Consider the following 24,247-nt stretch of genomic DNA (forward strand, 5'->3'; position numbering starts at 1 on the left):
TTGCTTGAGCTTGTCGCTCTTCATGGCGGCGGCCAGCACCGCTCTGGCGCCCAGCACCAGCAGGCTGCGCAGGTAGGCGTCGCCCGCCTTGGTGATGCGCCCCAATCTCTGCTTGCCACCGGAGCTGTATTGCCCGGGCACCAGGCCCAGCCAGGCGCTGAAGCTGCGCCCGCAGGCGAAGTCGTGGCCATTGCCCACGGTGCTGACGAGAGCCATGGCGGTGGTCTGACCGATGCCGCCCAGGTGCATCAACCGTTGCGCCTGCGTGCTGTGGCGGGCCATGAGGGCGATGTGGCGGTCGTACTCGGCAGTTCATCGAGCCGGGTGACGTCACTCAGGAGGTCGCCGATGACGGTGTTGGCCCAGCCGGGCAGGTCTTCGAGGTGTGCCAGTGCTTCACGGCGCACGGTGGCAGCTTTGAGGGGCAGCACGATGCCCAGCTCTGAGAGCAGGCCACGGATGCGGTTGAGGGTGGCGGTGCGTTGCTCGACGAACCCTTGGCGAGCGCGGTGCACCATCAACTGGCCTTGCTGGTCGATGCTCTTGAGCGGCACGAAGCGCATCTGGGGTCGGCTGACGGCCTCGCAGATCGCTGCGGCATCGGCCGCATCGTTCTTGCCGCGCTTGCCCGAGAGGCGGTAGGGAGCGACGAACTTGGGGGCCATCAGGCGTACGGTGTGGCCGAGCTTTTCAAACTCCCGAGCCCAGTGGTGGGCGCCAGAGCAGGCTTCCATGCCGATGAGGCACGGGGGCAAGGCGGCGATGAGCTTCAGCAGTTTGTCTCGGGCTACGCTTGGGCGCACCAGTACTGGCTTGCCTGCGCCATCCACGCCGTGAACGGCGAAGACGTTCTTTGCAAGGTCGATGCCTACGGTTACGATGGTCATGGACTTCCCCTTTCGAGCGAGTTGATGAGGTTTCACACTTCCCATCGTGGCACTCGGTTGCCGTCTCCCGCAAGCGCGCGGGCCGCTCGGGACGGGGAAGTCCCTTTCATTCGTTAGGCGTCATGGGCGAGCGTGAGCACACCACCGCACAACAGCCCCAGGGCCATGATGAAGACGCCAAAAATCTGGAGAACCATGGTGCGTGTCTCCTGCGCGGTTTGACCGGGTGTGTGCGAATCGGGCGATTGTGCACTCCTTCGGGGGGGCCGGCCGATACCTGCTGGGCCGGCGTCCGCGGTGGGGTGTTACCGGCGCTCGTACCCTGGTGCGGCGGGATGGTCCGCCAGCGTGAGGGTCTCGACAATGATCTGGCGCGGGTGACGCCGCACCGGGGTGTCACGCGATTGGCTGGATTTTTTGTTCAGCGTTTGCGCTGGTGCGCCGTTGTTGGCACCGTTGTAGTAGCGCGAGAACGGCAGCACCAAGTTGTCCCAGTCGTTGAAATCGGTCAACAGCCTGGACGTCGGGCAGTCCGAGGGCGTGCGGTAATTGGCCGGGTTCAGGCACAGCGCGTAGGGCTGCAGGTCCTGGTAGCCGTTGTGGTTCCAGTCGGCGTAGGCCCCCCGGTCGCTGCCGCGGCCCATGTTCAGGCCTTCGTCCACCTCGGCCGGGTTCAGCGGCAGGCTGATGCCGTTCGAAAAATCAATCTTGAACTCGGCCGTGCAGGGCGAGTTGCTCATGGTGATGACGCCGGGCGGATTGCCGCCCGGGCGCTCGCACACGGCCACCTGTTGCGCCGAGCTGGCATCCTGGGTTTCGTGCAGATATCTGTCGTTGGCCCGCGTGTCGGTGAACGACGCACCCAGACCCTCCATCTGGTAGAGGTAGTTCATGATGCTCAGGTAATTGGGCTTGTAGTTGGTGAACAGGTCATCCCCGCCGTGGCCCAGCCCCAGGTTGTGGCCGAACTCGTGCATCAGGGTCGAGGCCTGGACGTTGACCAGGCGCTGGTATTCATGCGGCTCGTCGATGTTCGTGTTGGTGGTGCCGCCGTCCGTGCTCAGGCGGCCCAGCGTGACGACGAAATCATTGCCGTACAGCTCCGCGATGCCCGAGGAGCTGGGGCTGCCGTCCGGATGCTGGGAATTGGCGAAGATGGCGTAATGAAACACCAGGCGGCGGCGCTGATCGAAGCCCGCGCTTTTGTATTCCTGCAACGTGGCGCAGTTCTCCTGCTGCGGCCCCCATTGCCCGAAGAGGCGGGACGGCACGCCGATGCAGGGGTGAAACGCCACCTCCCGGCCGCCACCCAGGTTGAAATCCCTGGGACTGAAGTTGGCGGAATACAGAGGGCCGACGTCGATGTGCAGCGCGTAGGGTTTGCCGCTGGTGGAGCTGTTGGCGAACGCATCGACCACCTTTTGCAGCGCCTCCTTGCGCGGTTGCAGCCAGGGTTCGCTGCGGCCGTCGTCGGGGTCGGTCATGTGGTCGATCTGCAAGAAGATGTCGCGCTGACCGGCGCGCGCGCCCATGGCGTACAGATCAAGCCCGCCGTAGCTGCCACCGGGCTGCTTGGCGCTGTCGGGGATGCCGTCGCCGTCGGAATCCACCACGCCCGCGGCGATGTCGTTGGGGCCGGCGGGCGTGGCGAAGTTGACCTGCGCCCAGGCCTTGGCAGCGCGATCGAGCGCAGGCGCGCTGCCCTTGGGCATGGGCCGCACGATGGATTTGCCGTAAGCCGCGTCGCCCTCGGGCAGGGCGGGCAGATTGGGGCCGGACCAGGCATCGGGGCTCAGCGGCGCTGCAGTGCTGCTGCCAAAGCGCACGAAGTCCACGCTTTGATTGCCCGAGAGCAGCTCGACAAAGCCGCTGCTGCCCCAATAGGGACTGGTTGCGCCATCACGCACATAGACGATCTGCGCGTTGTTGCTGGACCAGCTCGTGATCTTCACCGCGGCGGCCACCACCAGCACGCCCCGCGGCGGCACCGTGGCCTCGGGCAGCGCAAAGACCTTGGGTTGCGCGGGATCGCCTGCCGCGCTGCCGTCGGTCGTGCCGGTGCGCAACTGGTAATCGGCCAGGTTGATGGGGTGCTCGTTGGGGTTGTATACCTCGACCCAGGCCGAGTCATCGGCCGCCGCGTTGGCCGACACCTCGGAGAGCATCAGCGGTGCGTCGTCGCTGCCGCCGCACGCCGCAAGCGCCAGCACGGCGGCCAAGAGCAGGGCAGGCCAGTGTGAAAAGCCGGATCGCGGATGGGACAGGGTGTTGGAGGGCATGCGTTGGTGTTCTTCAAAGTGCAATGAACGGCGCAGTCTGCCACAAGATGCCAATGAATGCGCTTTTTTCCATGGCAAAAAAGCACTGCAGCGCCCATGTGGCGTGCGCTATCAGCTTCTGTTTTTGGAGTGTCACCGATATCGACCACACTTGGGCCGTCGAAGGTGTTGGCACTCGCCGCGGTGCTCTGTCTGCGCGCGGGCTCTGCCCAGCAGACTCGGGCGGAAATCCCTACACTGCGAATGCCCTGTCGCCAGCGTGGACATTGTGGCGGGGATCAACCCATTCCAAAGGACCTATTCATGCCTGTCAACAACACTTCATCTCCCGATCTGCGTGCTTATGCGCTGATGGTGCTGCGCATCACGGCAGCCTACATGTTCCTGCTGCACGGCATCATGAAATTTCAGGGCGGCGTGCCGCTGGGATCGCTGCCGGGCGTGGCGATGGTGCTGGAGCTGGTGGGCGGGGTGTTGCTGATTCTTGGCTTGTTCGTGCGCCCCGTGGCCTTCATTTTGTCGGGTGAAATGGCGGTTGCCTATTTTCTGGCGCATGCCTCGATGGGGGACTTCTGGCTGCCGCTGAAGAACAAGGGCGAATCGGCGGCGCTGTTCTGCTTCATCTTTTTGTACCTCTCGACCGCCGGTGGCGGGGCCTGGGCGCTGGATCGCAAGCGGTCAGGGTCGGGTAGCTGACGATTTTTCCGCATCGCGCCGCCGCAGGCGGCTGCAGCATGCCTTGGGCTGCTAGCGAATGCCGCTGTCTGCCCGCAGCCCGGTGCCGGCCAGGCCTGGGTCGGCGACCCGGCGTGCGCCGTTGAAGCGCAAGCGCCAGTAGCGGCTTCCCATGTCTTCCACACGCACTCGCTGGCCGCTGCGTGGTGAATGGATGAATTTTCCATCGCCGATGTAAATGCCCACGTGGCTGAAGGCGTGGCGCATGGTGTTGAAGAACACCAGATCGCCCGGCTGCAGGTCTTTCTTGTCGATCCGGGTCGTGTGCGCGGCTTGTTCGACAGCGCGGCGCGGCAGCAGCAGGCCGCGCGTCTGCTCGAACATGCTGCGCACAAACCCGCTGCAGTCAAAGCCCGTCTCGGCGCTGTTGCCGCCACGGCGGTAGGGCACGCCAAGGAAACCCATGGCGGTGGCGACGAGGTCGGTGGTGTGGTCTGCCACTTCCTGCGCTTGACCTGCCATGCCCTGGCTCATGCTTGCCCAGTGGTCACGCAGTTGCGCGGTCCACGCGGCGGATTCCTGAGGTGTGGCGGAGACGGGGTCGGGGGCAGCGTAAGCGGCGGTGCTGCATGCCAGCACCAGGATTGCGAACCATCGGGACATGGGGCGCGAGGATAACGGATTTTCCGCGGCCGCCAGAGCGCAAAGATGTTTCAGGATGGGTTTTCATTAAAAAACGGCGCAAGTGCGCCGTTTGCAGCTATCAAAATAATGGGTGATGCAGCATCAAAAATCACCGCCGTCCGGCGGATTGCGCCGCATAGCCCGGGTGGGGCAAGCCTCCCCAACGCTTCTGGAGGACTTTGTCTCGCATTCGCACAACGTTAAAGCTAAACGGCCGTCTGCTTGCGGCCCCTGGGGCTGGCGCCCTTGCAGGCGGGGCCTGTGCCGTGGGCACTGTTTCCCCTGCTGTGCATCACCGGCTTCGTGTTGCTTGCAATGGTGGGCAAGGAGTCCAAGGTGCATGCCGTGACCTTCATCGTCTCCTGCCTCCTGTTGCTGCTGGCGCTCGCCGCGATCACGGGCATCGTGATGGGTATCGCCGGCACCGCCAGCGGGAGGCCAAAACGCGCCAACCCCGGGGCGTTTCAGTAAAAGCCTCCCGCCAGAGCGCAGGGCTTATCGCGTTCGGTCCTGCCCGGCGCCACTTGCGTGCAGGCAGATGGCAGCAGCGGCGGCGACGTTGAGTGACTCTTCCCCGCCCGGCTGCGCGATGCGGATGTGCCGCGCGGCACGTGCTTGAAGCGTGGGCGAGACGCCCTGTCCCTCATGCCCCAGCAGCCAGCCGCAGGGCCAGGGCAGCTCAGCACGGTGCAGCCAGTCGCCCTGGTGCGAGCTGGTGGCGAGCAAGGGCGGCTTGAGGGCATCGAGCGCCGCTTCATCCAGCCCTTCCACCAGCCGCAACGCGAAGTGCGCGCCCATGCCCGCACGCAGCACCTTGGGCGACCACAGCAGCGCCGTGCCCTTGATGGCGGCGATCTGCGTGAAGCCGAAGGCGGAGGCACTTCTGAGGATGGAGCCGACGTTGCCGGCATCCTGCACGCGGTCGAGTACCACCGTGGGGGCGTTGGGCTTCAGGCCTGGGGCCTCAGGCAGGATGAGGATGCAGCCCACGCCTTCGGGTGATTCGAGCGCGGTGAATTCGCGCCAAAGAGCATCGGCGATAACCACTGTTTTGATAGCAGCTTGCGCTTGGTGGGCGGGCGCTGGATGCCTATTTTGCTTGTGATATTTGTTTTGCATGCCCAGCGGCGGGCCCTCACCCCTGCCCTCTCCCAGAGGGAGAGGGAGAAAAACCGGGAGGCGCTCTCGACTCGGCAAGGCAGCGTCCGAAATCAGCGCGACCGATCGCCCTCGCCCCTTTGGGGAGAGGGAGGGGTGAGGGGCCTGCGCGCACCAAACCGACTCCGCGTAGACCACCACCTCGGGCTGCCAGCCGCGCAGCCGTGCCGCGCTGCACAAATGCTCGCCCTCAACCCACACCCGGCCCTGCTTGCGGTACGCACCGCTTTCCTGCGCCAGGCGCTTGAGCTGCTTGACCAGCGGGTTCTCGCGCGACTGGATCAGCGCCGGTTCATGCGTGTTCATCGCCCCTCCAGAACGCGGGCCACGGGCGCAAACGAGCGCCGGTGCTCGGCGCAGGCACCGTGCTCAGCCAGCGCAGCCAGGTGCTCCGCCGTGCCATAGCCCTTGTGCCGCTCGAACCCGTACTGCGGAAAGCGCGAGTGCAACTGCGCGCACCAGCGGTCGCGCGTGACCTTGGCCAGGATGGAGGCGGCGGAAATCGCCGCCACCTTGGCGTCGCCCTTTACGATCGCCTCGGAAGGGATGGCAAGCACCGGCAGGCGATTGCCATCGACCAGCACGCGCGCTGGCGTAGTAGTCAGGCCTTGCACCGCGCGCTGCATCGCCAGCAGCGTGGCCTGCAGGATGTTGAGGCGATCGATCTCCTCGCGGTTCGCTTGGGCAATGCAAAAGCACAGGGCCTGTGCCTGAATCTGCGCAAACAACACTTCACGCCTTGCAGCGGTCAGCGCCTTGGAATCCGCCAGCCCCGCGATGGGTCGGGCGGGGTCGAGGATGACCGCCGCCGCCACCACCGGGCCGGCCAGCGGCCCGCGGCCAGCCTCGTCCACGCCGGCGATCAGGCCTGGCACATGGTTCCAGTCGAACACGGCTTGTTCAGCCAAGCAGCGCTCCCACGGCATCGGCCGCCAGCCGCGCGGTATCGCGCTGCAGGCTCTGATGCAGGGTTTCAAAGCGTTGCGCCAGGGCGCGCGTGCGCCCGGGGTCATCCAGCCACTGCAGCACCGCATCGGCCAGCGTGCGCGGGGTGGCGGCGTCCTGCAGCAGTTCCGGCACGACAAAATCCTCGCAAAGAATGTTGGGCAAGCCCACCCAAGGTTGCAATTGCTTGCGCCGCATCAGGTGCCAGCTCCAGGGGTGCATGCGGTAGGCGATGACCATGGGCCGCTTGAACAGCGCCGCCTCCAGCGTGGCGGTACCGCTGGCGATCAGCGTCACGTCGCACGCCGCCAGCACCTCGTGCGAGCGGCCGGTCACGATGATGAGTTGCTCCGCCATGCCGCACGCCTGCACAAGCTGTTCCAGCTGCTGGCGCAACGCGGGCACCGCGGGAATCACTATTTTGATAGCTGTTCGCGCTTGTTTGACAAGCGCTGCCGCCTGAATGAATACCGAAGCAAGGTAGGCCACTTCGCTGCGGCGGCTACCGGGCAACAGCGCCAGCACCGGCACCTCCAGCGGCAGGCCCAGCGCCTCACGTGCCGCCGCCCGGTCGGGCTGCATCGGTATGACATTGGCCAGCGGGTGGCCCACGTAGGTGGCGGCAATGCGGTGTTCGGCCAACAGCGCAGGCTCAAAGGGAAAGAGGCAGAGCACGTGATCGGCCGCGGCACGTATCTTGTGCACGCGTTCGGGTCGCCAGGCCCAGATCGAGGGGCAGACGAAATGCACGGTTTTGATGCCTGCGCTGCGCAAGCCCAGCTCCAGGCCCAGGTTGAAATCCGGTGCATCGATACCGATGAACACATTCGGGCGCTGCACCAGCAGGCGCGAGCGCAGTTGCTGGCGTATGCGCCAGATACCCGCCAGGCGCCGCACGACCTCCAGGCTGTAGCCATGCACCGCCAGGTGCTCACTGTCCCACCAGGCGTCAAAACCCTGCTGCGCCATGCGCATGCCGCCGATACCCATGCTGGCAACGCCCGGCCAGCGTGTTTTGAGCCCGCCCAGCAGCAGGCTGGCCAGCAGATCGCCGGACGTCTCGCCCGCCACCATCGCCACACGCGGCGCCGACGCCATGGCCAGGGCTGCGGTCAACGCACGATGCCGCGCTGCGCGCGGCGCAGGAAGCCACCCAGCAACACGAGGTCTTCCTCCGAGTCCGGATGGCTTTCGGCCAGCTCATCGATCTGCGTGATGGCGGCCGCCAGCGTCAAGCCCTCGCGGTAGAGCACGCGGTAGGCCTGCTTGAGCGTGGCGATGCGCTCGGCGGAAAACCCGCGGCGGCGCAGGCCTTCGACGTTCAGGCCGTGCACCGCCAGCGGGTGACCATCGACCATCATGAAGGGCGGCACATCCTGCGCAATATGGCTGCCAAACCCGGCCATCGCATGCGCGCCGACATGCGTGAACTGGTGCACGCCGGTCAGCCCGCCGACGATCGCCCAGTCGCCCACATGCACATGCCCCGCGAGCGTGGCGTTGTTGGCCAGAATGGTCTGGTTGCCGACCACGCAGTCGTGCGCGATGTGCACATAGGCCATGATCCAGTTGTCGTCGCCCACGGTGGTTTCGCCACGGTCCTGCGCGGTGCCCAGATTGAAGGTGCAGAACTCGCGGATGGTGTTGCGATGGCCGATGCGCAGGCGCGTCGGCTCGCCGGCGTATTTCTTGTCCTGCGGCACCGCTCCGAGCGATGCAAACTGAAAGATGGCGCAGTCTTCGCCTATGCTGGTGTGGCCCTCGATCACGCAATGCGCGCCCACGCGGGTGCGTGCACCGATGGCAACCGTTGGCCCGATGACGGCATACGGCCCGACGCAGACGCCGGCACCCAGCTGCGCCTGCGGATCGATGATCGCCGTAGGGTGGATGAGGCTCACGCGCGTCCCACGCTCACTCGCCGACGTGGCGCATGGTGCACATGAGTTGCGCCTCCGCCGCCACGTTCTCGCCCACGCGACCAACGCCATTGAAGCGCCAGATGCCCCCGCGCACCCGGTCGATCGTGATATCGAGAATCAGCTGATCGCCGGGCACCACCGGATGCTTGAAGCGTGCACCGTCGATGCCGACAAAGTAGTAAATATTGTTCTCGTCCGGCACCTGGCCCATCGCATCAAACGCCAGCAGCCCGGCCGCCTGCGCCAGCGCTTCCAGGATCAGCACGCCAGGCATCACCGGCCGGCCCGGGAAGTGGCCGGTGAAAAACGGCTCGTTGAAGGTCACGTTCTTGATAGCACGGATGCGCTGGTTGCGCTCCAGTTCAAGCACCTTGTCCACCAGCAAGAAAGGATAGCGGTGGGGCAGCTGATTGAGGATGTATTGGATGTCCATCATGGTTTTGGGGCTCTGGCGGCGTCCTGCAATTGTTGTTCGAGAGCCTTCACGCGCTCGCGCAGCCGATACAGCTGGCGCAGCGTGGCAGCGTTCTTTTCCCAGTGCGCATTGTCGTCCATGGGAAAGACGCCGGTGTAATGCCCACCCGGCTGGGTGATAGAGCGCATGACGACGGTGTTGGTGGAAATGTGCGTTCGGTCCGCGATGCTGAGATGCCCGATGATGGACGCAGCGCCGGCAATCGTACAGTGCGCGCCGATGCGCGTGCTGCCGGCCACCGCCGTGCAGCCCGCCATGGCCGTGTGCTGCCCGATGTGCACGTTGTGCGCGATCTGGATCAGGTTGTCGAGCTTGACCCCGTCCTCGATCACCGTGTCGTCCAGCGCGCCGCGGTCAATGCAGGTATTGGCACCGATCTCCACATCGTCGCCGATGCGCACCGCGCCCAATTGCTCGATCTTGATCCACGCGCCACCCTCGGGCGCAAAGCCGAAGCCATCGGCCCCGATCACCACGCCCGGATGCAGGATGCAGCGTGCGCCGATGCGGCAGCGCGCGCCGACGCACACGCGCGACTTGAGCACCGTGTCCGCGCCGATCACCGCGCCGCGCTCGACCACGCACAGCGGACCTATGCTGGCCCTTGGGTCAACCCGTGCCTCGGGGTGAACCACGGCGCTCGGATGCACGCCGGCCACCGCACCCAGGCCAAGCTGGCGCACCCACAGCTGCGTTGCGCGTGCGAAGTAGGCATAGGGATCGTCGGTGACGATGCATGCGCCGCGCTCAAGCGCCTGTTCGCGCAGCGCTGGTGCGACGATCACGCACGCCGCGCGACTCGCAGCCAGCTGGGCTGCATAGCGCCGATTGTTCAGGAAGGAAAGATCGCCGCTGGTTGCCGTGTCCAGCGGCGCGATGCGCTCAATCGTCAGATCTCTGTCGCCACCCTCAAGGCTCCCGCCCAAGGCATCGACAATGGAACCCAGGCGCAAGCCCACGTCCCGTCCTCAGCAGCGCAGGGCGTTACTTGCCCGCAGCACCATTCATGGCCTTGATCACCTTGTCGGTGATGTCCAGCTTGGGATTCACGTAGACGGCCTCCTGCAGGATGACATCGTAGTTCTCCGTCTCGGCCATGGTCTTGATGATGCGGTTGGCCTTGTCCAGCACCTGCGCCAGCTCTTCGTTCTTGCGCGCGTTCAGGTCTTCCTGGAACTCACGGTTCTTGCGCTGCAGATCGCGGTCCTGGTCGGCCAGCTGGCGCTGGCGTGCCTGGCGCTGGCTCTCGGACATGGTCGGCGCATCGCGCTCGAACTTGTCGGACGCTGCCTTGAGGGCCTTGGAGAGGTCCTGCATTTCCTTGTCGCGCTTGGAAAACTCCTGTTCCAGTTTGGCCTGCGCCGCCTTGGCGGCATCGGCTTCGCGGAAGATCCGATCGGTGTTGACAAACCCGGCTTTCAAACTTTGCGCCTGGGCTGCTGCAGGCACAGCGGCTGCCATGCTTCCCACCAGGGCAATGACGGAAAGGCTGCGAAAAAAACGGTTCATGGAAAACATCAGAATGAAGTACCGATCTGGAATTGAAGGCGCTGGATTTTATCGCCAGCGAATTTGCGAATGGGCTGGCCCCAAGCCAGTCGCAGCGGCCCGAGCGGGGAAATCCAGCTCAGACCCAAACCTGCCGAGGCGCGCAGCTCCTTGAGTGACCACGGGTCATTGTCGCCGTAGACGTTGCCCACATCGACAAACACGAACCAGCGCAGGGTACGGTCATTGCCGGCGCCCGGGAACGGCGCCATGAATTCGGTGTTGAGCGTGATCTTCTTGGTGCCGCCCAGGATGGCTCCGGTGACATCGCGCGGGCCCAGCGTGCCCTGGTCAAAACCGCGCACCGAACCCAGGCCGCCCGAGTAGTAATTCTTGAACACCGGGAAGGGCCGTCCACCCAGCCCCTTTCCATAACCGACTTCACCATTGAAGGCCAGCGTGTAGCGCTTGGTCAATGGGATGTACTGCTGGTACTGATAGCCAAATTTGGCGTAGCGTGCATCGCCCGCCAAAGACAACTCGGTAGTGAATTTCTGCAAGCGCCCGGAATTGGGCGCCAGCGCGCTGTCACGGTTATCGCGCGACCAGCCTATAGTGAGCGGTATCGCAACGCTGGAAGCGCCGTATTTGTCGGCATAGGCCAGATACGCCGCCGGAATGTTGGTGCCCGACTTGATGCGCGTACGCTCCACACCAGCGCCGAAATAAACCGTGTCGAGCTCGCTGAACGGAATGCCAAAACGCACGCTGCCACCTTCGGTGACTAGCTTGTAGTCGCCGCCCTGGTACTGGTAGGGCCGTTGGGTGCGATAGAAGACGTCCAGCGTGCGCGAAATGCCGTCCTTGGTGAAATACGGGTCGGTCGTGGAGAGCACGATCGTGCGGTTGAACTTGCCCGTGTTGACGTCGATGCCCAGGGTATTGCCGGAACCGAAGACGTTTTCCTGCTTGATGCCGAAGGTGAGCGAAATCTTTTCCGCCGTCGAATAGCCGGCGCCGATCTGGATCATGCCCGTGGGCTTTTCCGTCACGTGCACCAGCAGATCCACCTGATCGGGCGCGCCTGGCACCTCTTGCGTCTCGACGCCCACTTCAGTGAAAAAACCCAGTCGATCGACGCGGTCGCGCGAGAGCCTGATCTTTTCGCCGTTGTACCAGGAGGCCTCGTACTGCCGGAACTCGCGACGCACGACTTCATCGCGCGTACGGTTGTTGCCGTCGATGTTGATGCGCCGCACATAGGCGCGCCGCGACGGGTCGGCACGCAGCTCCAGTTGCACGCGGTTGTTCTCGCGGTCTACCTCGGGTACCGCCTCGACCTTGGCAAAGGCATAGCCGAAATTGCCGAAATAGTCGGTCATCGCCTTGACAGTGTCGGTCACCGCATTGGCGTTGTAGGGCTCGCCCGGCTTGATCGTGATGAGCGATTTGAACTCATCGTCGCGATCCAGATAGTTGCCCGCCAGCGTCACGCCAGACACCACGTAGCGCGGGCCTTCGGTGATGTTGACGATGATGGAGATGGACTGCTTGTCCGGCGCGATCGCCACTTGCGTGGAATCGATGCGAAACTCCATGTAGCCGCGCGTCAGGTAATAAGAGCGCAGGGTTTCCAGATCGGCGTTGAGCTTGGGGCGCGAGTAGCGATCGCTCTTGGTGTACCAGCTCATCCAGCCGCCGGTATCGAGGTCGAACAGGTCGGTCAGCGTCGATTCGCTGAACGCCTTGGCGCCGACGATGCTGATGTCCTTGATCTTGGCCGGTTCGCCCTCGGTCACCGTGAAGGTCAGGTTCACGCGATTGCGATCCACCGGCGTGACGGTGGTGACCACCTCGGCCCCGTACAGGCTCTTGTTGATGTACTGGCGCTTGAGCTCCTGCTCGGCGCGATCGGCCAGCGCCTTGTCAAACGGACGGCCCTCGACGACACCGACATCGCGCATCGCCTTCTTGAGCTGGTCCTTGTCGAATTCCTTGATGCCGGCAAACTCGACTTCAGCCACCGTCGGCCGCTCTTCGACGACCACCACCAGCACATTGCCCTGCGCTTCCAGCTTCACGTCCTTGAACAGGCCCAGGGCAAACAGCGCCCGAATCGCGGCGGCGCCCTTTTCGTCAGTGTACTCATCGCCCACGCGCATGGGCAGCGATGCGAAGATGGTGCCCGGCTCCACGCGCTGCAGGCCTTCGACGCGGATGTCCTGCACCTTGAACGGTTGCAGGGCCCACGCGGCCTGCGCCGCCAATACCAGGGAAGCAGCAGCCAATGCGTGGCGCGCTCCCAGAGCAGGAAAGAAATTTTTCATGAATGAAGCGCCAGCCGTCGCACGATGGCGCCAGCATTGATCGTCAGCCAAACAACCGGGTGAAATCGTTGAACACGGCGATGGACATCATCACCAGGAGTAGCGCGACGCCACCGCGTTGCAATCGCTCCATCCACGCGTCAGACACGCCATGGCCGGTCACTCCCTCCCATAAATAATACATCAGGTGCCCACCGTCGAGGACGGGCAGCGGCAGCAGATTGAGCACGCCCAGACTCACGCTGATGAGCGCCAGGAACACCAGGTAGGCGGTCAAGCCCATATGCGCCGATTTGCCCGCGTAATCGGCGATCGTGAGCGGGCCGCTCAGGTTCTTCACCGAGGCCTCGCCAATCACCATGCGGCCGATCATGCGCAGCGTCAGCGCCGAAATCTCCCAGGTGCGCTGGGCGCCCCTCCAGAGGCCGTCCACGGGGCCGTAGCGCACCATCAGCATCTCGGGCGCGGCGCCGACATAGGCACCGACGCGCCCGATGGCGGCGCCCTCCTCCTCACGCAGCTGTGGCGTCACGGGAATTTCCAGCCGTCGGCCCGCGCGCTCCACCTGCCAGACTTGCGTGAGCGCTTTCCCGTCCTTGACGCTGGCACGAATCAGCGCCCGCAGCTGCTGGCCATCACCCACGGCCTGCGGGCCGATCGCCAGCACCACGTCTCCTTCATGCAGACCGGCGCGCTCGGCGGCACCGCCCGCCATCACCTCGCCCATCACGGGCCGCGTCCACGGGCCGGTGATGCCGATCTTGCGCAGCAGCTCGGCATCGGGCTCGCGCGTATTCAGCTGGTCCAGCCGCAGGGTGATCGAGCGCGGCGCGACATCCGTGCTGCCTTGCACGCGCAAGCGCACGTTTTCGCCATCCAGGGCGCTGCGCGCCAGCAGCCAGCGCAGGTCGTCGAAGGAGCGCAAGGGCTCGGGCTGCGCATCACCCATCGCGGCGGCCAGCACGCGATCACCGCCTTGCACCCCGGCCTGCGCGGCAATGGTGTCCGCCGCAGGCGTGGCCAGATAGGGCGCGGGTTCCATCACCCCCATCCAGTTCACCAGCGCATACAGCAGCACCGCCAACACCAGATTGGCGAGTGGACCGGCCGCAACGATGGCCGCGCGCTTGGCCAGGCGCTGGTTGTTGAACGCCAGGTGGCGTTCCGCGGGCGCCACCGGCGCCTCGCGCTCATCCAGCATGCGCACATAGCCACCCAACGGGAACATGCCGATCACGTATTCGGTGGGCGAGCCCTTGGGCTGCCAGCGCACCAGCGGCTTGCCAAAACCGACGGAAAAGCGCAGCACCTTGACACCGCAGGCCACCGCGACGCGGTAGTGGCCGTACTCGTGCACCGCGATCAGGAGGGCAAGTGCGACGATGAAGGCAACAACGGTAAGCACCATGGGAGTCCCCGAAAAAGTGAGCTGCTCGCGCGCTTCACAAGCCTGTTTCAGAGATATTAATATCTGAAACCCAATGTATATGGGCGTGCAACGCTCCGCTATTGAAAGCGTTTGACCTGCCGCGCCGCCGCGGCACGGCTTTGCTCATCGAGCGCCAGCAGCGCCTGCAGCGAATCCGGGTTGGAGGTCGTCACCGTATCCAAAGTTGCACGGTTGACCGCGTGGATCTGGTCGAAACGGATCTGGCGCGCCAGAAAGGCCGCGACCGCCACCTCGTTGGCGGCGTTGAGCACCGCCGTCGTCCCGGGCGCGGCGGCCAGCGCCTGCCACGACAGGTGCAGACCGGGGAAACGCCGCGCGTCGGCTTCCTCGAAGGTGAGCGCGGCCATCTGGCTGAAATCCAGCGGCGCGGCGCCACTGGCGATGCGTTCGGGCCAGGCAAGGCCCACGGCAATCGGCACGCGCATGTCGGGCGTGCCCAGTTGCGCGATGATGGAGGCATCCACGTACTGCACCATCGAATGGATGATCTGCTGCGGGTGGATCACCACCTTGATTTGCTCCGGGCGCAGATCAAACAGCCAGCGCGCCTCGATCACCTCCAGCGCCTTGTTCATCATCGTCGCCGAATCGACCGAAATCTTGCGGCCCATCACGAAGTTGGGATGCGCGCAGGCCTCCTCGGGCGTGACGTCGCGCAAGCTGGCCGGATCGCGCGTGCGAAACGGCCCGCCCGAGGCGGTGAGCAGCACGTGGTCGACCCGCCGCCCCCAGGTACTGCGGTCTTCGGGCAGGCTCTGAAAAATCGCCGAGTGCTCGCTGTCGATCGGCAGCAGCGTCGCCCCGCCCGCTTTCACCGCACGCAAAAACACCTCGCCGCCGACGACCAGCGCCTCCTTGTTGGCCAGCAGCAATCGCTTGCCCGCGTGTGCCGCGGCAATGCAGGGCGCCAGGCCTGCGGCGCCGACGATGGCCGCCATCACCGCATCCACCTCGGGGTGAGATGCTATTTGTTCAAGAGCATCTGGCGCTTGCAGCACCTGCGTTGGAAGTCCGTTCGCCTTGATTTTTTCAGCGAGCTGGGCGGCATGCGCCGGGCTGGCCATCACCGCGTAGCGCGGCCGGAATTGCGCACACTGCGCCAGCAGTTCATCGACCCGCGTGGCGGCGCTGAGCGCAAAGACTTCGACCTGGTCCGGATGGCGGGCCACGACGTCCAGGGTATTGGTGCCGATCGAACCGGTCGACCCCAGAATCGTGAGGCGTTGTTTCATGGGCGTGCGAAATTCGAAATCATGAGCGCCAGCGGCAGCGTGGGCAGCAGCGCATCCACACGGTCGAGCACACCGCCATGCCCGGGCAGCAGATTGCTGCTGTCCTTCATGCCGCTGCTGCGCTTGACCAGCGATTCGGTGAGGTCTCCGACCACACTCATCGCCGTCAGGAACAGCAGCGCCGGCAGCCACCAGAGCAGCCCCATGCCCAGCAAACGTGCATACAGGCTGGGCACCGCCGCCTGCCAATGCCCGTCGGCCCAGGCCCAGACCAGCGCCAGCAGCAGCACACCCGCCATGCCGCCCCAGACACCTTCCCAGCTCTTGCCCGGGCTGATCGCCGGTGCGAGTTTGCGTCTGCCCAGCGCCCGGCCCGCGAAATAGGCACAGATATCCGCCACCCAGACGAGGCAGAGGATGGAGAGCAGAAAATTGATGCCGATGGCCCGTGCCCGTGCCATCGCCAGCCACGCCAGCCACAGCGCCAGCACGCCGCCCGCCAGGCGCAACCAGCGCGCGGTCTGCGGCCAGCCCGCGACGCCGCGCGCCAGCAGCCAGCCGCCCAGCAGCACCCAGGCCGCACCCGCCACCTGCCACAGCCAGGGCAGCGGCAGTGCGATCCAGCCGACCCACCAGCTCGCCAGACACAGCACGCTGCCCACCGCCGCCAGCCCGAGGGACGCGGCCTGCGCCAGGCCGTTCAGCCGGCCCCATTCCCAGCAGCCGGTGGCAATCAGGATCAGCGTGACGACCGCCAGGGGCACAAACGAGGGATAGGCCAGCGCCGGCAGCAAAATCGCCAGCAGCACCAGCGCGGTAAGGATGCGCTGCTTCAGCATGCGGGTGGCTCCGCGCCCACCACCTGCTCGGAGGTGCGGCCAAAGCGGCGCTCGCGTGCGTTGAAGTCGGCAATCGCGGCGTCCAGCGCCGCCTCGTCAAAGTCCGGCCAGAGTGCGTCGGTGAAGTACAGCTCGGCATAGGCCGCCTGCCAGAGCAAAAAATTGCTGATGCGCAGCTCGCCGCCGGTGCGAATGAGCAGGTCAGGGTCAGGCACATGCCCCATGGCCATCGCACCGTGCAGGCTCTCCTCGGTGATCGCCTCGCCGCGGGCGGCCAGGCTCGCCGCCGCTTGGGCAATGTCCCAACGCCCGCCGTAGTTGAAGCAGACGTTGAGCAGCATGCGCGCGCCCTGTGCCGTCGCGGCCTCGGCCTGTGCGAGGGCCTCGCGCATGCCCGCGGAAAGGCCGCCGCGCTCGCCGACAAAGCGCAGGCGCACGCCGTCGTGCACCAGCTGCGGCACCTCGCGCAGCAGCGCCTTGCCCATGAGCTCCATCAGGCCGGAGACTTCATCGTGCGGCCGGTTCCAGTTTTCGGAGGAGAACGCAAACACCGTCAGCACCGCCACGCCGCGCGCGGCGCAGGCCTTGAGGCAGCGGCGCAGCGATTCGACGCCCTGTTTGTGCCCCGCCAGGCGCGGCAAGAATCGGCGCTTGGCCCAGCGGCCATTGCCGTCCATCACGATCGCGATGTGGCGCGGCGCCGGGGCGTTGAGCGTGGAGCGTTGGGGGTTGAGCGTCATCGTGGCTGGCAGGGCCGCTGAACGTCAAACGCTCAACGCCCAACCGGGCTTCAGACCGCCATGATGTCCTGTTCCTTGGCGGCCACCAAGGCGTCGATCTCGGCAATCTGCTTGTCGGTGAGCTTCTGCACTTCGGCTTCGGCGCGCTTGAGCTCGTCCTCGGACGCTTCCTTGTCCTTGACCATTTTCTTGGCGGCTTCATTGGCATCGCGGCGCAGGTTGCGGATCACCACCTTGGCGCTCTCGCCCTCGGCGCGCACGATCTTGGTCATCTCCTTGCGCCGCTCCTCGCTCATCGGCGGCATCGGCACGCGAATCAAATCGCCCATGGAGGCTGGATTCAGGCCGAGATCGCTCTCGCGGATGGCCTTCTCGACCTTGGCCGCCATGTTCTTTTCCCAGGGCTGAACGCTGATGGTGCGCGCATCGATCAGCGAGACATTGGCCACCTGCGACAGCGGCACCATGGAGCCGTAATACTCGACATGGATGGTATCGAGCAGCGCGGTGCTGGCGCGCCCGGTGCGGATCTTGGTGAGGTTGTGCTTGAACGCCTCGACGGAATGCTCCATCTTCGTTTTCGCGTTCTTCTGGATGTCGGCAATCGCCATGACGGACTCCTGTGCGGCCATCGATGCCGCAAACATTCAAGCGTATACCAGAGTGCCCTCGTCCTCGCCAAGGATGACGCGCTTGAACGCCCCCGGCTTGAAGATCGAGAACACGCGAATCGGCAGTTTCTGGTCGCGGCACAGCGCAAACGCGGTGGCGTCCATGATGCCCAGGTTCTTCACCATCGCCTCGTCGAACGTGAGGCTGGTGTAGCGCACCGCGTCGGGGTCCTTCTTCGGGTCGGCGGTATAGACGCCATCGACCTTGGTCGCCTTGAGCACCAGATCCGCACCAATCTCCGCCCCGCGCAATGCGGCCGCCGTATCGGTGGTGAAGAAGGGGTTGCCCGTGCCCGCAGCAAACACCACCACCTTGCCCTCTTCCAGGTACTGCAGCGCCTTGGGGCGCACATAGGGCTCGACCACCTCCTGGATGCCTATCGCAGACATCACGCGCGCTGTCAGGCCCTGCTTGTTCATCGTGTCGGCCAGCGCCAGCGCGTTCATCACCGTGGCCAGCATGCCCATGTAGTCGGCGGTGGCGCGGTCCATGCCCTCGGCGCCACCAGCCACGCCACGGAAGATGTTGCCACCGCCAATCACCACCGCCACCTCGACGCCGAGCTGCGTCACCTCGGCGATCTCCTGCACCATGCGCACGATGGTCGCGCGGTTGATGCCGAAGGCGTCGTCGCCCATCAGCGCCTCGCCCGACAGCTTGAGCAATACACGTTGGTGCGCGGCTTTTTCGGTCATGGCGGGCTCTCGGGCGGTGGTGGATGGAGTGAGCGATGGATCAATCAGGCAGCCGACTTGGCAGCGGCAACCTGCGCCGCCACTTCGGCCGCAAAGTCGTCTTGCTTCTTCTCGATGCCCTCGCCAACGATGTACAGCGTGAAGCCCTTCACCGCAGTCTTGTGGTCTTTGAGCATCTGCGCCACGGTCTGCTTGCCATCGGCCGCCTTGACGAAGACCTGATCGGCCAGCGAGACCTCCTTGAGGTACTTCTGGATGGAACCTTCGACCATCTTGGTAACGATCTCGGCCGGCTTGCCCGATTCGGCCGCCTTGGCAGCGGCAACGGAACGCTCGCGTTCGACGAACTCGGCCGGCACATCAGCGCCGGTCAGCGCCACCGGCTTCATGGCCGCCACGTGCATCGCCACATCCTTGGCCGCCGCCGCATCGCCGTCGTACTCGACCACGACGCCAATGCGCGTGCCGTGCAGGTAATGCGCCAGCGCGCCGCCGCCAAAGCGCTTGAAGCGGCGAAACGACATGTTCTCGCCGATCTTGCCGATCAGGCCCTTGCGCACGTCTTCCAGTGTCGGGCCGTAGCCGTCCTGCTCATAGGCCAGCGCCCCCAGCGCCTCAATGTCGGTCGGGTTTTTCTCGGCCACCAGTCTGGCTGCGGCGTTGGCCATGGCGATGAAGCTGTCGTTCTTGGAGACGAAATCGGTCTCGCTGTTGACCTCGACGATCGCACCCACGTCGCCCTGAATCCAGGCCGTGATCACGCCCTCGGCCGTCACGCGCGAAGCTGCCTTGCCGGCCTTGGTGCCCAGCTTGACGCGCAGGATTTCCTCGGCCTTGACCATGTCGCCGTCGGCCTCGGTGAGCGCACGCTTGCACTCCATCATCGGTGCATCGGTCTTGGCGCGCAGTTCGCCCACCATGCTTGCAGTAATAGCTGCCATCGTTCTTTCTCCAATTCAATGCGTACAAAAATGGGGCACCAGGCCCCACTTGCGTGTGTGTTGCCTCAGTCGGGCATGGCCTGGGTTCAGGCGGCCGACTCCTGCACTTCCACGAACTCGTCCGCGCCATCGTCCCCGGCGGCCGCCTTGGCGACTTCCTCCACCGCGCTGGCCTTGCCTTCCAGAATGGCATCGGCCATGCCGCGCGCATACAGCGCCACCGCCTTGGCCGAGTCATCGTTGCCCGGGATCACATAATCGATGCCTTCAGGGTTGTGGTTGGTATCGACCACGCCGATCAGCGGAATACCGAGCTTTTTCGCTTCGGCAATCGCGATCTTGTGGTAGCCGACGTCGATCACGAAGATCGCATCGGGCAGCGCCGTCATGTCCTGGATGCCGCCGATGTCCTTTTCGAGCTTGGCGAGTTCGCGCGTGAACATGAGCTGCTCCTTCTTGCTCATGCTCTCAAGGCCCGCCTCCTGCTGCGCCTTCATGTCCTTGAGGCGCTTGATCGAAGTCTTCACCGTCTTGAAGTTGGTCAGCATGCCACCCAGCCAGCGCTGATCTACCCAGGGCATGCCGGCGCGCTGCGCCTGCTCGGCAATGACTTCGCGCGCCTGGCGCTTGGTGCCCACCAGCAGGATGGTGCCGCGGTTGGACGCGAGCTGCTTGGCGAATTTCTGCGCTTCCTGAAACATCGGAAGCGTCTTTTCAAGATTGACGATATGAATCTTGTTGCGATGGCCGAAAATGAACGGGGCCATCTTGGGATTCCAGAAGCGCGTCTGGTGACCAAAGTGGACACCGGCTTCCAGCATTTCACGCATGGTGACGGACATTGAGATACTCCAAAGGTTGGGTCTTAAATCCGGCTCCACAATTGCGCTTGCACCAAACGGCAGGCGCAACACCTGGATGGGCCGGTTTGCGATTTGTCTTTTGCCACCGTGAACGCGGGTAAACCCTAGGTCTTCGATGACGAAAAAACCTGTGAATTATAGCGTGCATCCCCCCCCCCACGGCGCTTTCTCTTTCTACTCGGCACAAGGCGCCGTCCAGTCCGCGCCATGACGCAGCCGCCGGACGCGATGCGCATCGACAAATGGCTCTGGTGTGCCCGCTTTTACAAGACGCGCAGCCTGGCGGTTCAGGAGATCGACAAAGGCCGGGTGAAGGTCAACGGCGCCACGGTCAAGCCGGCGCGCGAGATCCATGCGGGCGACAGCATCGCTCTGCTGCAGGCCGGCACGGCGCGCACCGTGGTGGTACGAGCGCTGAGCAGCATGCGCGGCCCGGCGCCGGTGGCGCAACTGCTCTACGAAGAAACCGCCGAAAGCCTGCTCGCGCGTACCCAGGCGGCCGAAGCGCGGCGCCTGGCCCCCGAGCCCGCCGACGCGCTGCGCCAGGGCCGCCCCACCAAGCGCGACCGCCGCACATTGGACGACGCGCGCAAGCAGGGCTGGGGCGACCGCTGGAGTGCCTCGCTGCTCGATGAGTGAGCCTGCGGATCAAGGCGTCACCCAGCGCGGCGGCCCGTGCAGGCATAGACTCACCGGCTTCGCCCTGACGCAAGCGACGCAGGCAGTTGCCACCCGGCGCCTCGTCCATCCTGGACTCTCTTGATTTCCTCCCCCGCACCCGAGCACAACGAGCGCCCCGCCCCGCTGCTGCTGCTGACGATCGCGCTGGTCGGCGTGTTTGCCTTCCTGCAGGTGTATTCGGTGCAATCCATCCTGCCCGAGCTGCAACGCGACCTCAGCGCCAGCGTGGTCGAGATCGGCCGCGCGGTGGGCGCCACGGTGCTGGCCGTGGCGCTGGTCTCGCCGCTGATGGGCATGGTGTCGGACGCGCTCGGACGCAAGGCACTGATCGCGGCATCGGTGCTGGCGCTGGCCTTGCCCACCGCCGCCATGATTACCGTCGAGACAGTGCAAGGATTGACGCTGTGGCGCTTTGCACAAGGCTTGGCGGTGCCGGGCGTGACGGTGGTGGCAATCGCCTACATCGGCGAAGAGTTTCGCGGCGCTGCGATGGTGCGGATGATGACGCTGTACGTCACGGGCAGCGTGCTGGGGGGCTTTCTCGGGCGCTTCCTGCTGGGGCATCTGACGGAGCTGATGTCCTGGCGCTCGGCCTTTGGCGTGATGGCGCTGCTCAACGCCGCCGGCGCCGCTCTGGTCTGGCGCGTGCTGCCGCGCTCGCGCCACTTCGTCGCCGACCGCAACCTGGGCAGCGCCCTGTCCACCCTGGGCCATCTGCTGCGCCACCCCGCGCTGCAAGCCGCCGGGTTGCTGGGTTTCACCGCGCTGTTCGCGCAGGTGGGCATGTTCACCTTTATCAACCTGCACCTGGCGGCAGCGCCGTACCACTTCAGCCCGGCGGACCTGGCCAACGTGTTTGCCGTCTATCTGCTGGGCGTGGTGGTCACGCCACTGGCCGGTCGCTGGATCCCGCGAATCGGCGCGCGGCGCACCGTCTTGCTGTCGGTCGGTTTGTCGGCGCTGGGCGTGCTGCTGACGCTGTTGCCTTCGGTACCCGGTATCGTCACTGCGCTGGCGCTGGCATCCTGCGGCACCTTCATCACGCAATCGGCCACGATCAGCTTCATCGCCTATCGCATAGATCACGGGCGCTCGCTGGCCAGCGGGCTCTACTACACCGCCTACTACACCGGGGGCTTTTGCGGCGCCTGGCTGGGCGCCTTCGCCTACGCCTGGGGCGGCTGGCCAGGTACGGTGGCGCTGCTGGTGGCCACGCAGGCACTGGGCTGGTGGGTGGCCTGGCGCTTCATGGCGGGGCCGACGCGGACGTGACGCTGCTTGCAAAAGCCGCAAGAGACGATCAAGCCGCACATCACCCGAAGCTGCCCTCTCACGGGTTGCGGGGAGTCATGCACGATGCTCTTGGCCCAGGAAATCCTGCACCCAGCGGTACTGCTCAGGCACGTTGAGCGCCGGCGCATGGCCGCAATCGGGCACCTCGATCACCTGCAACAGGCCGCGCGTACCGGGGCCGCAGTGCTTCATCCGGGCTACGGTGGCGGGCAGGACGAGGTCGGACTCGACGCCGTGCAGGCACAGCACGGGAATCTCCAGGCGCTCGTACACCGGCCACAGGTCGTAGTCGTGCGGGTGCACGATGAACTGGCGCACCATCGCCGGATCGTAGTGCGGCGTCACGCGCCCGTCGGGCAGGCGGCGCGTGCTGCTTTCGGCCAGGCGCCGCCACTGCGCGTCCGACAGCCAGCCATACGGCGCATAGACCCGCCTGAAGAATGCCTCCAGCTCGGTCACGGTGTCGAAAGCAGGCGGGGCCCCAGCATAGGCGCAGATGCGCGCGATGGCGGCGGGGTTGAGCGCCGGCGCCATGTCGTTGAGTGCCAGATGCGTGATGCGCCCCGCCAGGCGAGTACCCGCCGCCGCCATGCCGATCGCGCCGCCCATCGAGGTGCCGATCCAGCGCACTTTTTCAAGGCCCAAATGGTCGAGCAACTCCTCGGCCAAGCGGGTGTAGACCGCCAGGCAGTACTCCTCATCCGGCGCACGGCTCCATTGACTGAGACCTCGGCCCAGCGTGTCCGGGCAGAGCACGCGAAAGCCGCGCTGGGCCAGATGAGCAGCCAGGTCGTCCATGTCGCGCCCGGTGCGCGCCAGGCCATGCCAGGCGATCACCGTCGGCGCGTCTTCGGCGCCCCAATCCATGTAATGAATTTCGTAGCCCGCCAGCCGGGCGTAGCGTGAAGCGGGAGTGATCATCGGTTTGCCTTGGCCAAAGAATGGGCCGAGCGCAAGCGCCCAACCACTCCGGTGGGAAAGTAATAGACGGACAGCACGAACAGCAGGCCCAGCCACAGCAGCCAGCGATCGGGCGAGAGCAGCGCGGCCAGCCACGGCAGGCCGCTCACCGCCTCGTTGCCCAGGCGCAGCAGATCCTGCAAATAGCTTTGCGCCACCATGAAGAGGACTGCGCCTATGGCCGAGCCGTAGATCGTGCCCATGCCGCCGATCACGACGATGAGCAGCACGTCCATCATGATTTCGAACGACAGCGACGTGTCCGGCCCGTTGTAGCGCAGCCAGAGCGCCAGCATGCAGCCCGCCAGCGTCGCGAACAACGCCGAGATGACGCTGGAGAGCGTGCGGTAGACCACCACGCGATAGCCTATGGCCTCTGCGCGGAATTCGTTCTCGCGGATCGCCTGCAGCACGCGCCCGAAGGGCGAATTGACCACCCGCAGCATCGCCAGGATCAGCCCTACCGCGCAGATGAAGAGCAGGTAGTAGCAGAAAATCTTGCCGTCGATGTCCACGCCCAAGAAAGGGTTGTCAAACGGCTCGAAGCTGGGCGAGAGCACTTCGGGAATCTTGAAGGTGAGGCCATCCTCGCCACCCGTCCACTCCGAAAGCTGCGAGGCCAGCGTCTGGAACGCCGCCGCCACCGCGAGCGTGATCATCGCGAAGAAGATCGCCCGCACGCGCAGCGAAAACAACCCGACGACGAGCGAGAGCACCAGCGAAACCGCCAGCGCGCCGAGCACGCCCACGGCCAGCGCGCTCCAGGTCGCGCCCATGCGCGTGGTGGCGATCGCGATGCCATAGGCACCGATGCCGAAGAACATGGTGTGCGCAAAGCTGACGATGCCGGTGTAGCCCAGCAGCAGGTCAAAACTCGCCACCAGCACGGCGAAGATCAGCACCTTGGCGGCGACGTTCAGGGCCTTGACACCCGGAAAGATGAAGGGCGCAAACAGGCAGCCCAGCAGCACCACGATGAGCACCACGGCGAGCACGCGGCTGCGCGGCAAATCCTTGGAAAGGAGGCGTTTGAACATGGCG

Annotated in this window: 24 protein-coding genes and 1 pseudogene; 4 read left to right on the top strand and 21 right to left on the bottom strand. The window is 65.2% G+C overall.

From position 1 onward, the window contains the following. Together ABS45_RS11805 and ABS45_RS11810 are read right to left on the bottom strand one after the other, a co-directional pair. Window positions 1–887, bottom strand: a pseudogene (locus ABS45_RS11805) (IS110 family transposase); the annotation flags it as partial. A gap of 305 nt (window positions 888–1,192) precedes the next feature. Continuing rightward, window positions 1,193–3,166 carry a lamin tail domain-containing protein gene (locus ABS45_RS11810; RefSeq protein WP_291555726.1) on the bottom strand — a complete coding sequence of 658 codons (1,974 nt, stop codon included), beginning with the start codon at window positions 3,164–3,166 and terminating at the stop codon, window positions 1,193–1,195. A 303-nt stretch (window positions 3,167–3,469) separates the two neighbouring features. Between ABS45_RS11810 and ABS45_RS11815 the strand changes: the two genes are divergently transcribed. Then, window positions 3,470–3,862 (top strand): DoxX family protein, encoded by a 393-nt coding sequence (locus ABS45_RS11815; RefSeq protein WP_291555727.1) that lies wholly within the window; start codon window positions 3,470–3,472, stop codon window positions 3,860–3,862. A gap of 51 nt (window positions 3,863–3,913) precedes the next feature. Here the strand turns inward: ABS45_RS11815 and ABS45_RS11820 are convergent, their stop codons facing one another. Next, window positions 3,914–4,504, bottom strand: coding sequence for a C40 family peptidase (locus ABS45_RS11820; RefSeq protein WP_291555728.1), 591 nt, complete (start codon window positions 4,502–4,504; stop codon window positions 3,914–3,916). Between the two features lie 282 nt (window positions 4,505–4,786). Between ABS45_RS11820 and ABS45_RS11825 the strand changes: the two genes are divergently transcribed. Next, on the top strand, window positions 4,787–4,996 hold the full coding sequence (locus tag ABS45_RS11825; protein WP_291555729.1) for a hypothetical protein: 210 nt from the start codon (window positions 4,787–4,789) through the stop codon (window positions 4,994–4,996). Window positions 4,997–5,020: 24 nt separating this feature from the next. Here ABS45_RS11825 and ABS45_RS11830 read toward each other — a convergent pair whose 3' ends face one another. The 16 genes from ABS45_RS11830 to rpsB form a co-directional block, all read right to left on the bottom strand. Next, window positions 5,021–5,989 (bottom strand): RNA methyltransferase, encoded by a 969-nt coding sequence (locus tag ABS45_RS11830; protein ID WP_291555730.1) that lies wholly within the window; start codon window positions 5,987–5,989, stop codon window positions 5,021–5,023. Beyond that, a complete protein-coding gene (gene rnhB / locus ABS45_RS11835) occupies window positions 5,986–6,609 on the bottom strand; it encodes a ribonuclease HII (protein WP_291555731.1) in 624 nt (207 codons plus the stop codon). The genes ABS45_RS11830 and rnhB overlap by 4 nt, the downstream gene beginning before the upstream one ends. Continuing rightward, a complete protein-coding gene (lpxB, locus tag ABS45_RS11840; protein ID WP_291555782.1) occupies window positions 6,584–7,726 on the bottom strand; it encodes a lipid-A-disaccharide synthase in 1,143 nt (380 codons plus the stop codon). Before lpxB ends, rnhB begins: the two co-directional genes overlap by 26 nt. 14 nt (window positions 7,727–7,740) lie before the next feature. Continuing rightward, a complete protein-coding gene (lpxA, locus tag ABS45_RS11845; RefSeq protein WP_291555732.1) occupies window positions 7,741–8,529 on the bottom strand; it encodes an acyl-ACP--UDP-N-acetylglucosamine O-acyltransferase in 789 nt (262 codons plus the stop codon). 13 nt (window positions 8,530–8,542) lie between these two features. Continuing rightward, on the bottom strand, window positions 8,543–8,986 hold the full coding sequence (fabZ, locus tag ABS45_RS11850) for a 3-hydroxyacyl-ACP dehydratase FabZ (protein WP_291555733.1): 444 nt from the start codon (window positions 8,984–8,986) through the stop codon (window positions 8,543–8,545). Next, window positions 8,983–9,984, bottom strand: a complete 1,002-nt coding sequence (gene lpxD / locus ABS45_RS11855; RefSeq protein ID WP_291555734.1) for a UDP-3-O-(3-hydroxymyristoyl)glucosamine N-acyltransferase — start codon at window positions 9,982–9,984, stop codon at window positions 8,983–8,985. Before lpxD ends, fabZ begins: the two co-directional genes overlap by 4 nt. Before the next feature lie 25 nt (window positions 9,985–10,009). Continuing rightward, window positions 10,010–10,534 (bottom strand): OmpH family outer membrane protein, encoded by a 525-nt coding sequence (locus tag ABS45_RS11860; protein ID WP_291555735.1) that lies wholly within the window; start codon window positions 10,532–10,534, stop codon window positions 10,010–10,012. Between the two features lie 8 nt (window positions 10,535–10,542). Then, window positions 10,543–12,840, bottom strand: a complete 2,298-nt coding sequence (gene bamA, locus ABS45_RS11865) for an outer membrane protein assembly factor BamA (protein ID WP_291555736.1) — start codon at window positions 12,838–12,840, stop codon at window positions 10,543–10,545. A 43-nt stretch (window positions 12,841–12,883) separates the two neighbouring features. After that, window positions 12,884–14,248 (bottom strand): RIP metalloprotease RseP, encoded by a 1,365-nt coding sequence (gene rseP / locus ABS45_RS11870; RefSeq protein ID WP_291555737.1) that lies wholly within the window; start codon window positions 14,246–14,248, stop codon window positions 12,884–12,886. Window positions 14,249–14,346: 98 nt separating this feature from the next. Then, window positions 14,347–15,522, bottom strand: coding sequence for a 1-deoxy-D-xylulose-5-phosphate reductoisomerase (ispC, locus tag ABS45_RS11875; RefSeq protein ID WP_291555738.1), 1,176 nt, complete (start codon window positions 15,520–15,522; stop codon window positions 14,347–14,349). Next, window positions 15,519–16,361 (bottom strand): phosphatidate cytidylyltransferase, encoded by an 843-nt coding sequence (locus ABS45_RS11880; protein ID WP_291555739.1) that lies wholly within the window; start codon window positions 16,359–16,361, stop codon window positions 15,519–15,521. The genes ispC and ABS45_RS11880 overlap by 4 nt, the downstream gene beginning before the upstream one ends. Further along, window positions 16,355–17,101: a polyprenyl diphosphate synthase gene (uppS, locus tag ABS45_RS11885; protein WP_291555740.1), complete on the bottom strand. Its 747-nt coding sequence runs from the start codon at window positions 17,099–17,101 to the stop codon at window positions 16,355–16,357. The genes ABS45_RS11880 and uppS overlap by 7 nt, the downstream gene beginning before the upstream one ends. Before the next feature lie 50 nt (window positions 17,102–17,151). Next, entirely contained in the window at window positions 17,152–17,712 is a 561-nt protein-coding gene (gene frr / locus ABS45_RS11890; protein ID WP_291555741.1) for a ribosome recycling factor, read from the bottom strand. Between the two features lie 36 nt (window positions 17,713–17,748). Beyond that, window positions 17,749–18,468 carry a UMP kinase gene (gene pyrH, locus ABS45_RS11895; protein WP_291555742.1) on the bottom strand — a complete coding sequence of 240 codons (720 nt, stop codon included), beginning with the start codon at window positions 18,466–18,468 and terminating at the stop codon, window positions 17,749–17,751. Window positions 18,469–18,512: 44 nt separating this feature from the next. Then, window positions 18,513–19,409, bottom strand: a complete 897-nt coding sequence (gene tsf, locus ABS45_RS11900) for a translation elongation factor Ts (RefSeq protein WP_291555743.1) — start codon at window positions 19,407–19,409, stop codon at window positions 18,513–18,515. An 86-nt stretch (window positions 19,410–19,495) separates the two neighbouring features. Then, on the bottom strand, window positions 19,496–20,251 hold the full coding sequence (gene rpsB, locus ABS45_RS11905) for a 30S ribosomal protein S2 (RefSeq protein ID WP_291555744.1): 756 nt from the start codon (window positions 20,249–20,251) through the stop codon (window positions 19,496–19,498). Between the two features lie 228 nt (window positions 20,252–20,479). On the opposite strand from rpsB, the gene ABS45_RS11910 reads away from it, so the two are divergent. Together ABS45_RS11910 and ABS45_RS11915 are read left to right on the top strand one after the other, a co-directional pair. Beyond that, window positions 20,480–20,911, top strand: coding sequence for a S4 domain-containing protein (locus tag ABS45_RS11910; RefSeq protein WP_291555745.1), 432 nt, complete (start codon window positions 20,480–20,482; stop codon window positions 20,909–20,911). Window positions 20,912–21,031: 120 nt separating this feature from the next. Then, window positions 21,032–22,225, top strand: a complete 1,194-nt coding sequence (locus ABS45_RS11915) for an MFS transporter (RefSeq protein ID WP_291555746.1) — start codon at window positions 21,032–21,034, stop codon at window positions 22,223–22,225. Between the two features lie 75 nt (window positions 22,226–22,300). Here ABS45_RS11915 and ABS45_RS11920 read toward each other — a convergent pair whose 3' ends face one another. Continuing rightward, entirely contained in the window at window positions 22,301–23,164 is an 864-nt protein-coding gene (locus ABS45_RS11920; protein WP_291555783.1) for an alpha/beta hydrolase, read from the bottom strand. Then, entirely contained in the window at window positions 23,164–24,243 is a 1,080-nt protein-coding gene (locus ABS45_RS11925; protein ID WP_291555747.1) for a branched-chain amino acid ABC transporter permease, read from the bottom strand. The genes ABS45_RS11920 and ABS45_RS11925 overlap by 1 nt, the downstream gene beginning before the upstream one ends. Window positions 24,244–24,247: the final 4 nt, after the last annotated feature.

The organism is Comamonas sp. SCN 65-56 (assembly GCF_001724135.1).
Classification (GTDB): Bacteria; Pseudomonadota; Gammaproteobacteria; order Burkholderiales; family Burkholderiaceae_C; genus Comamonas_C.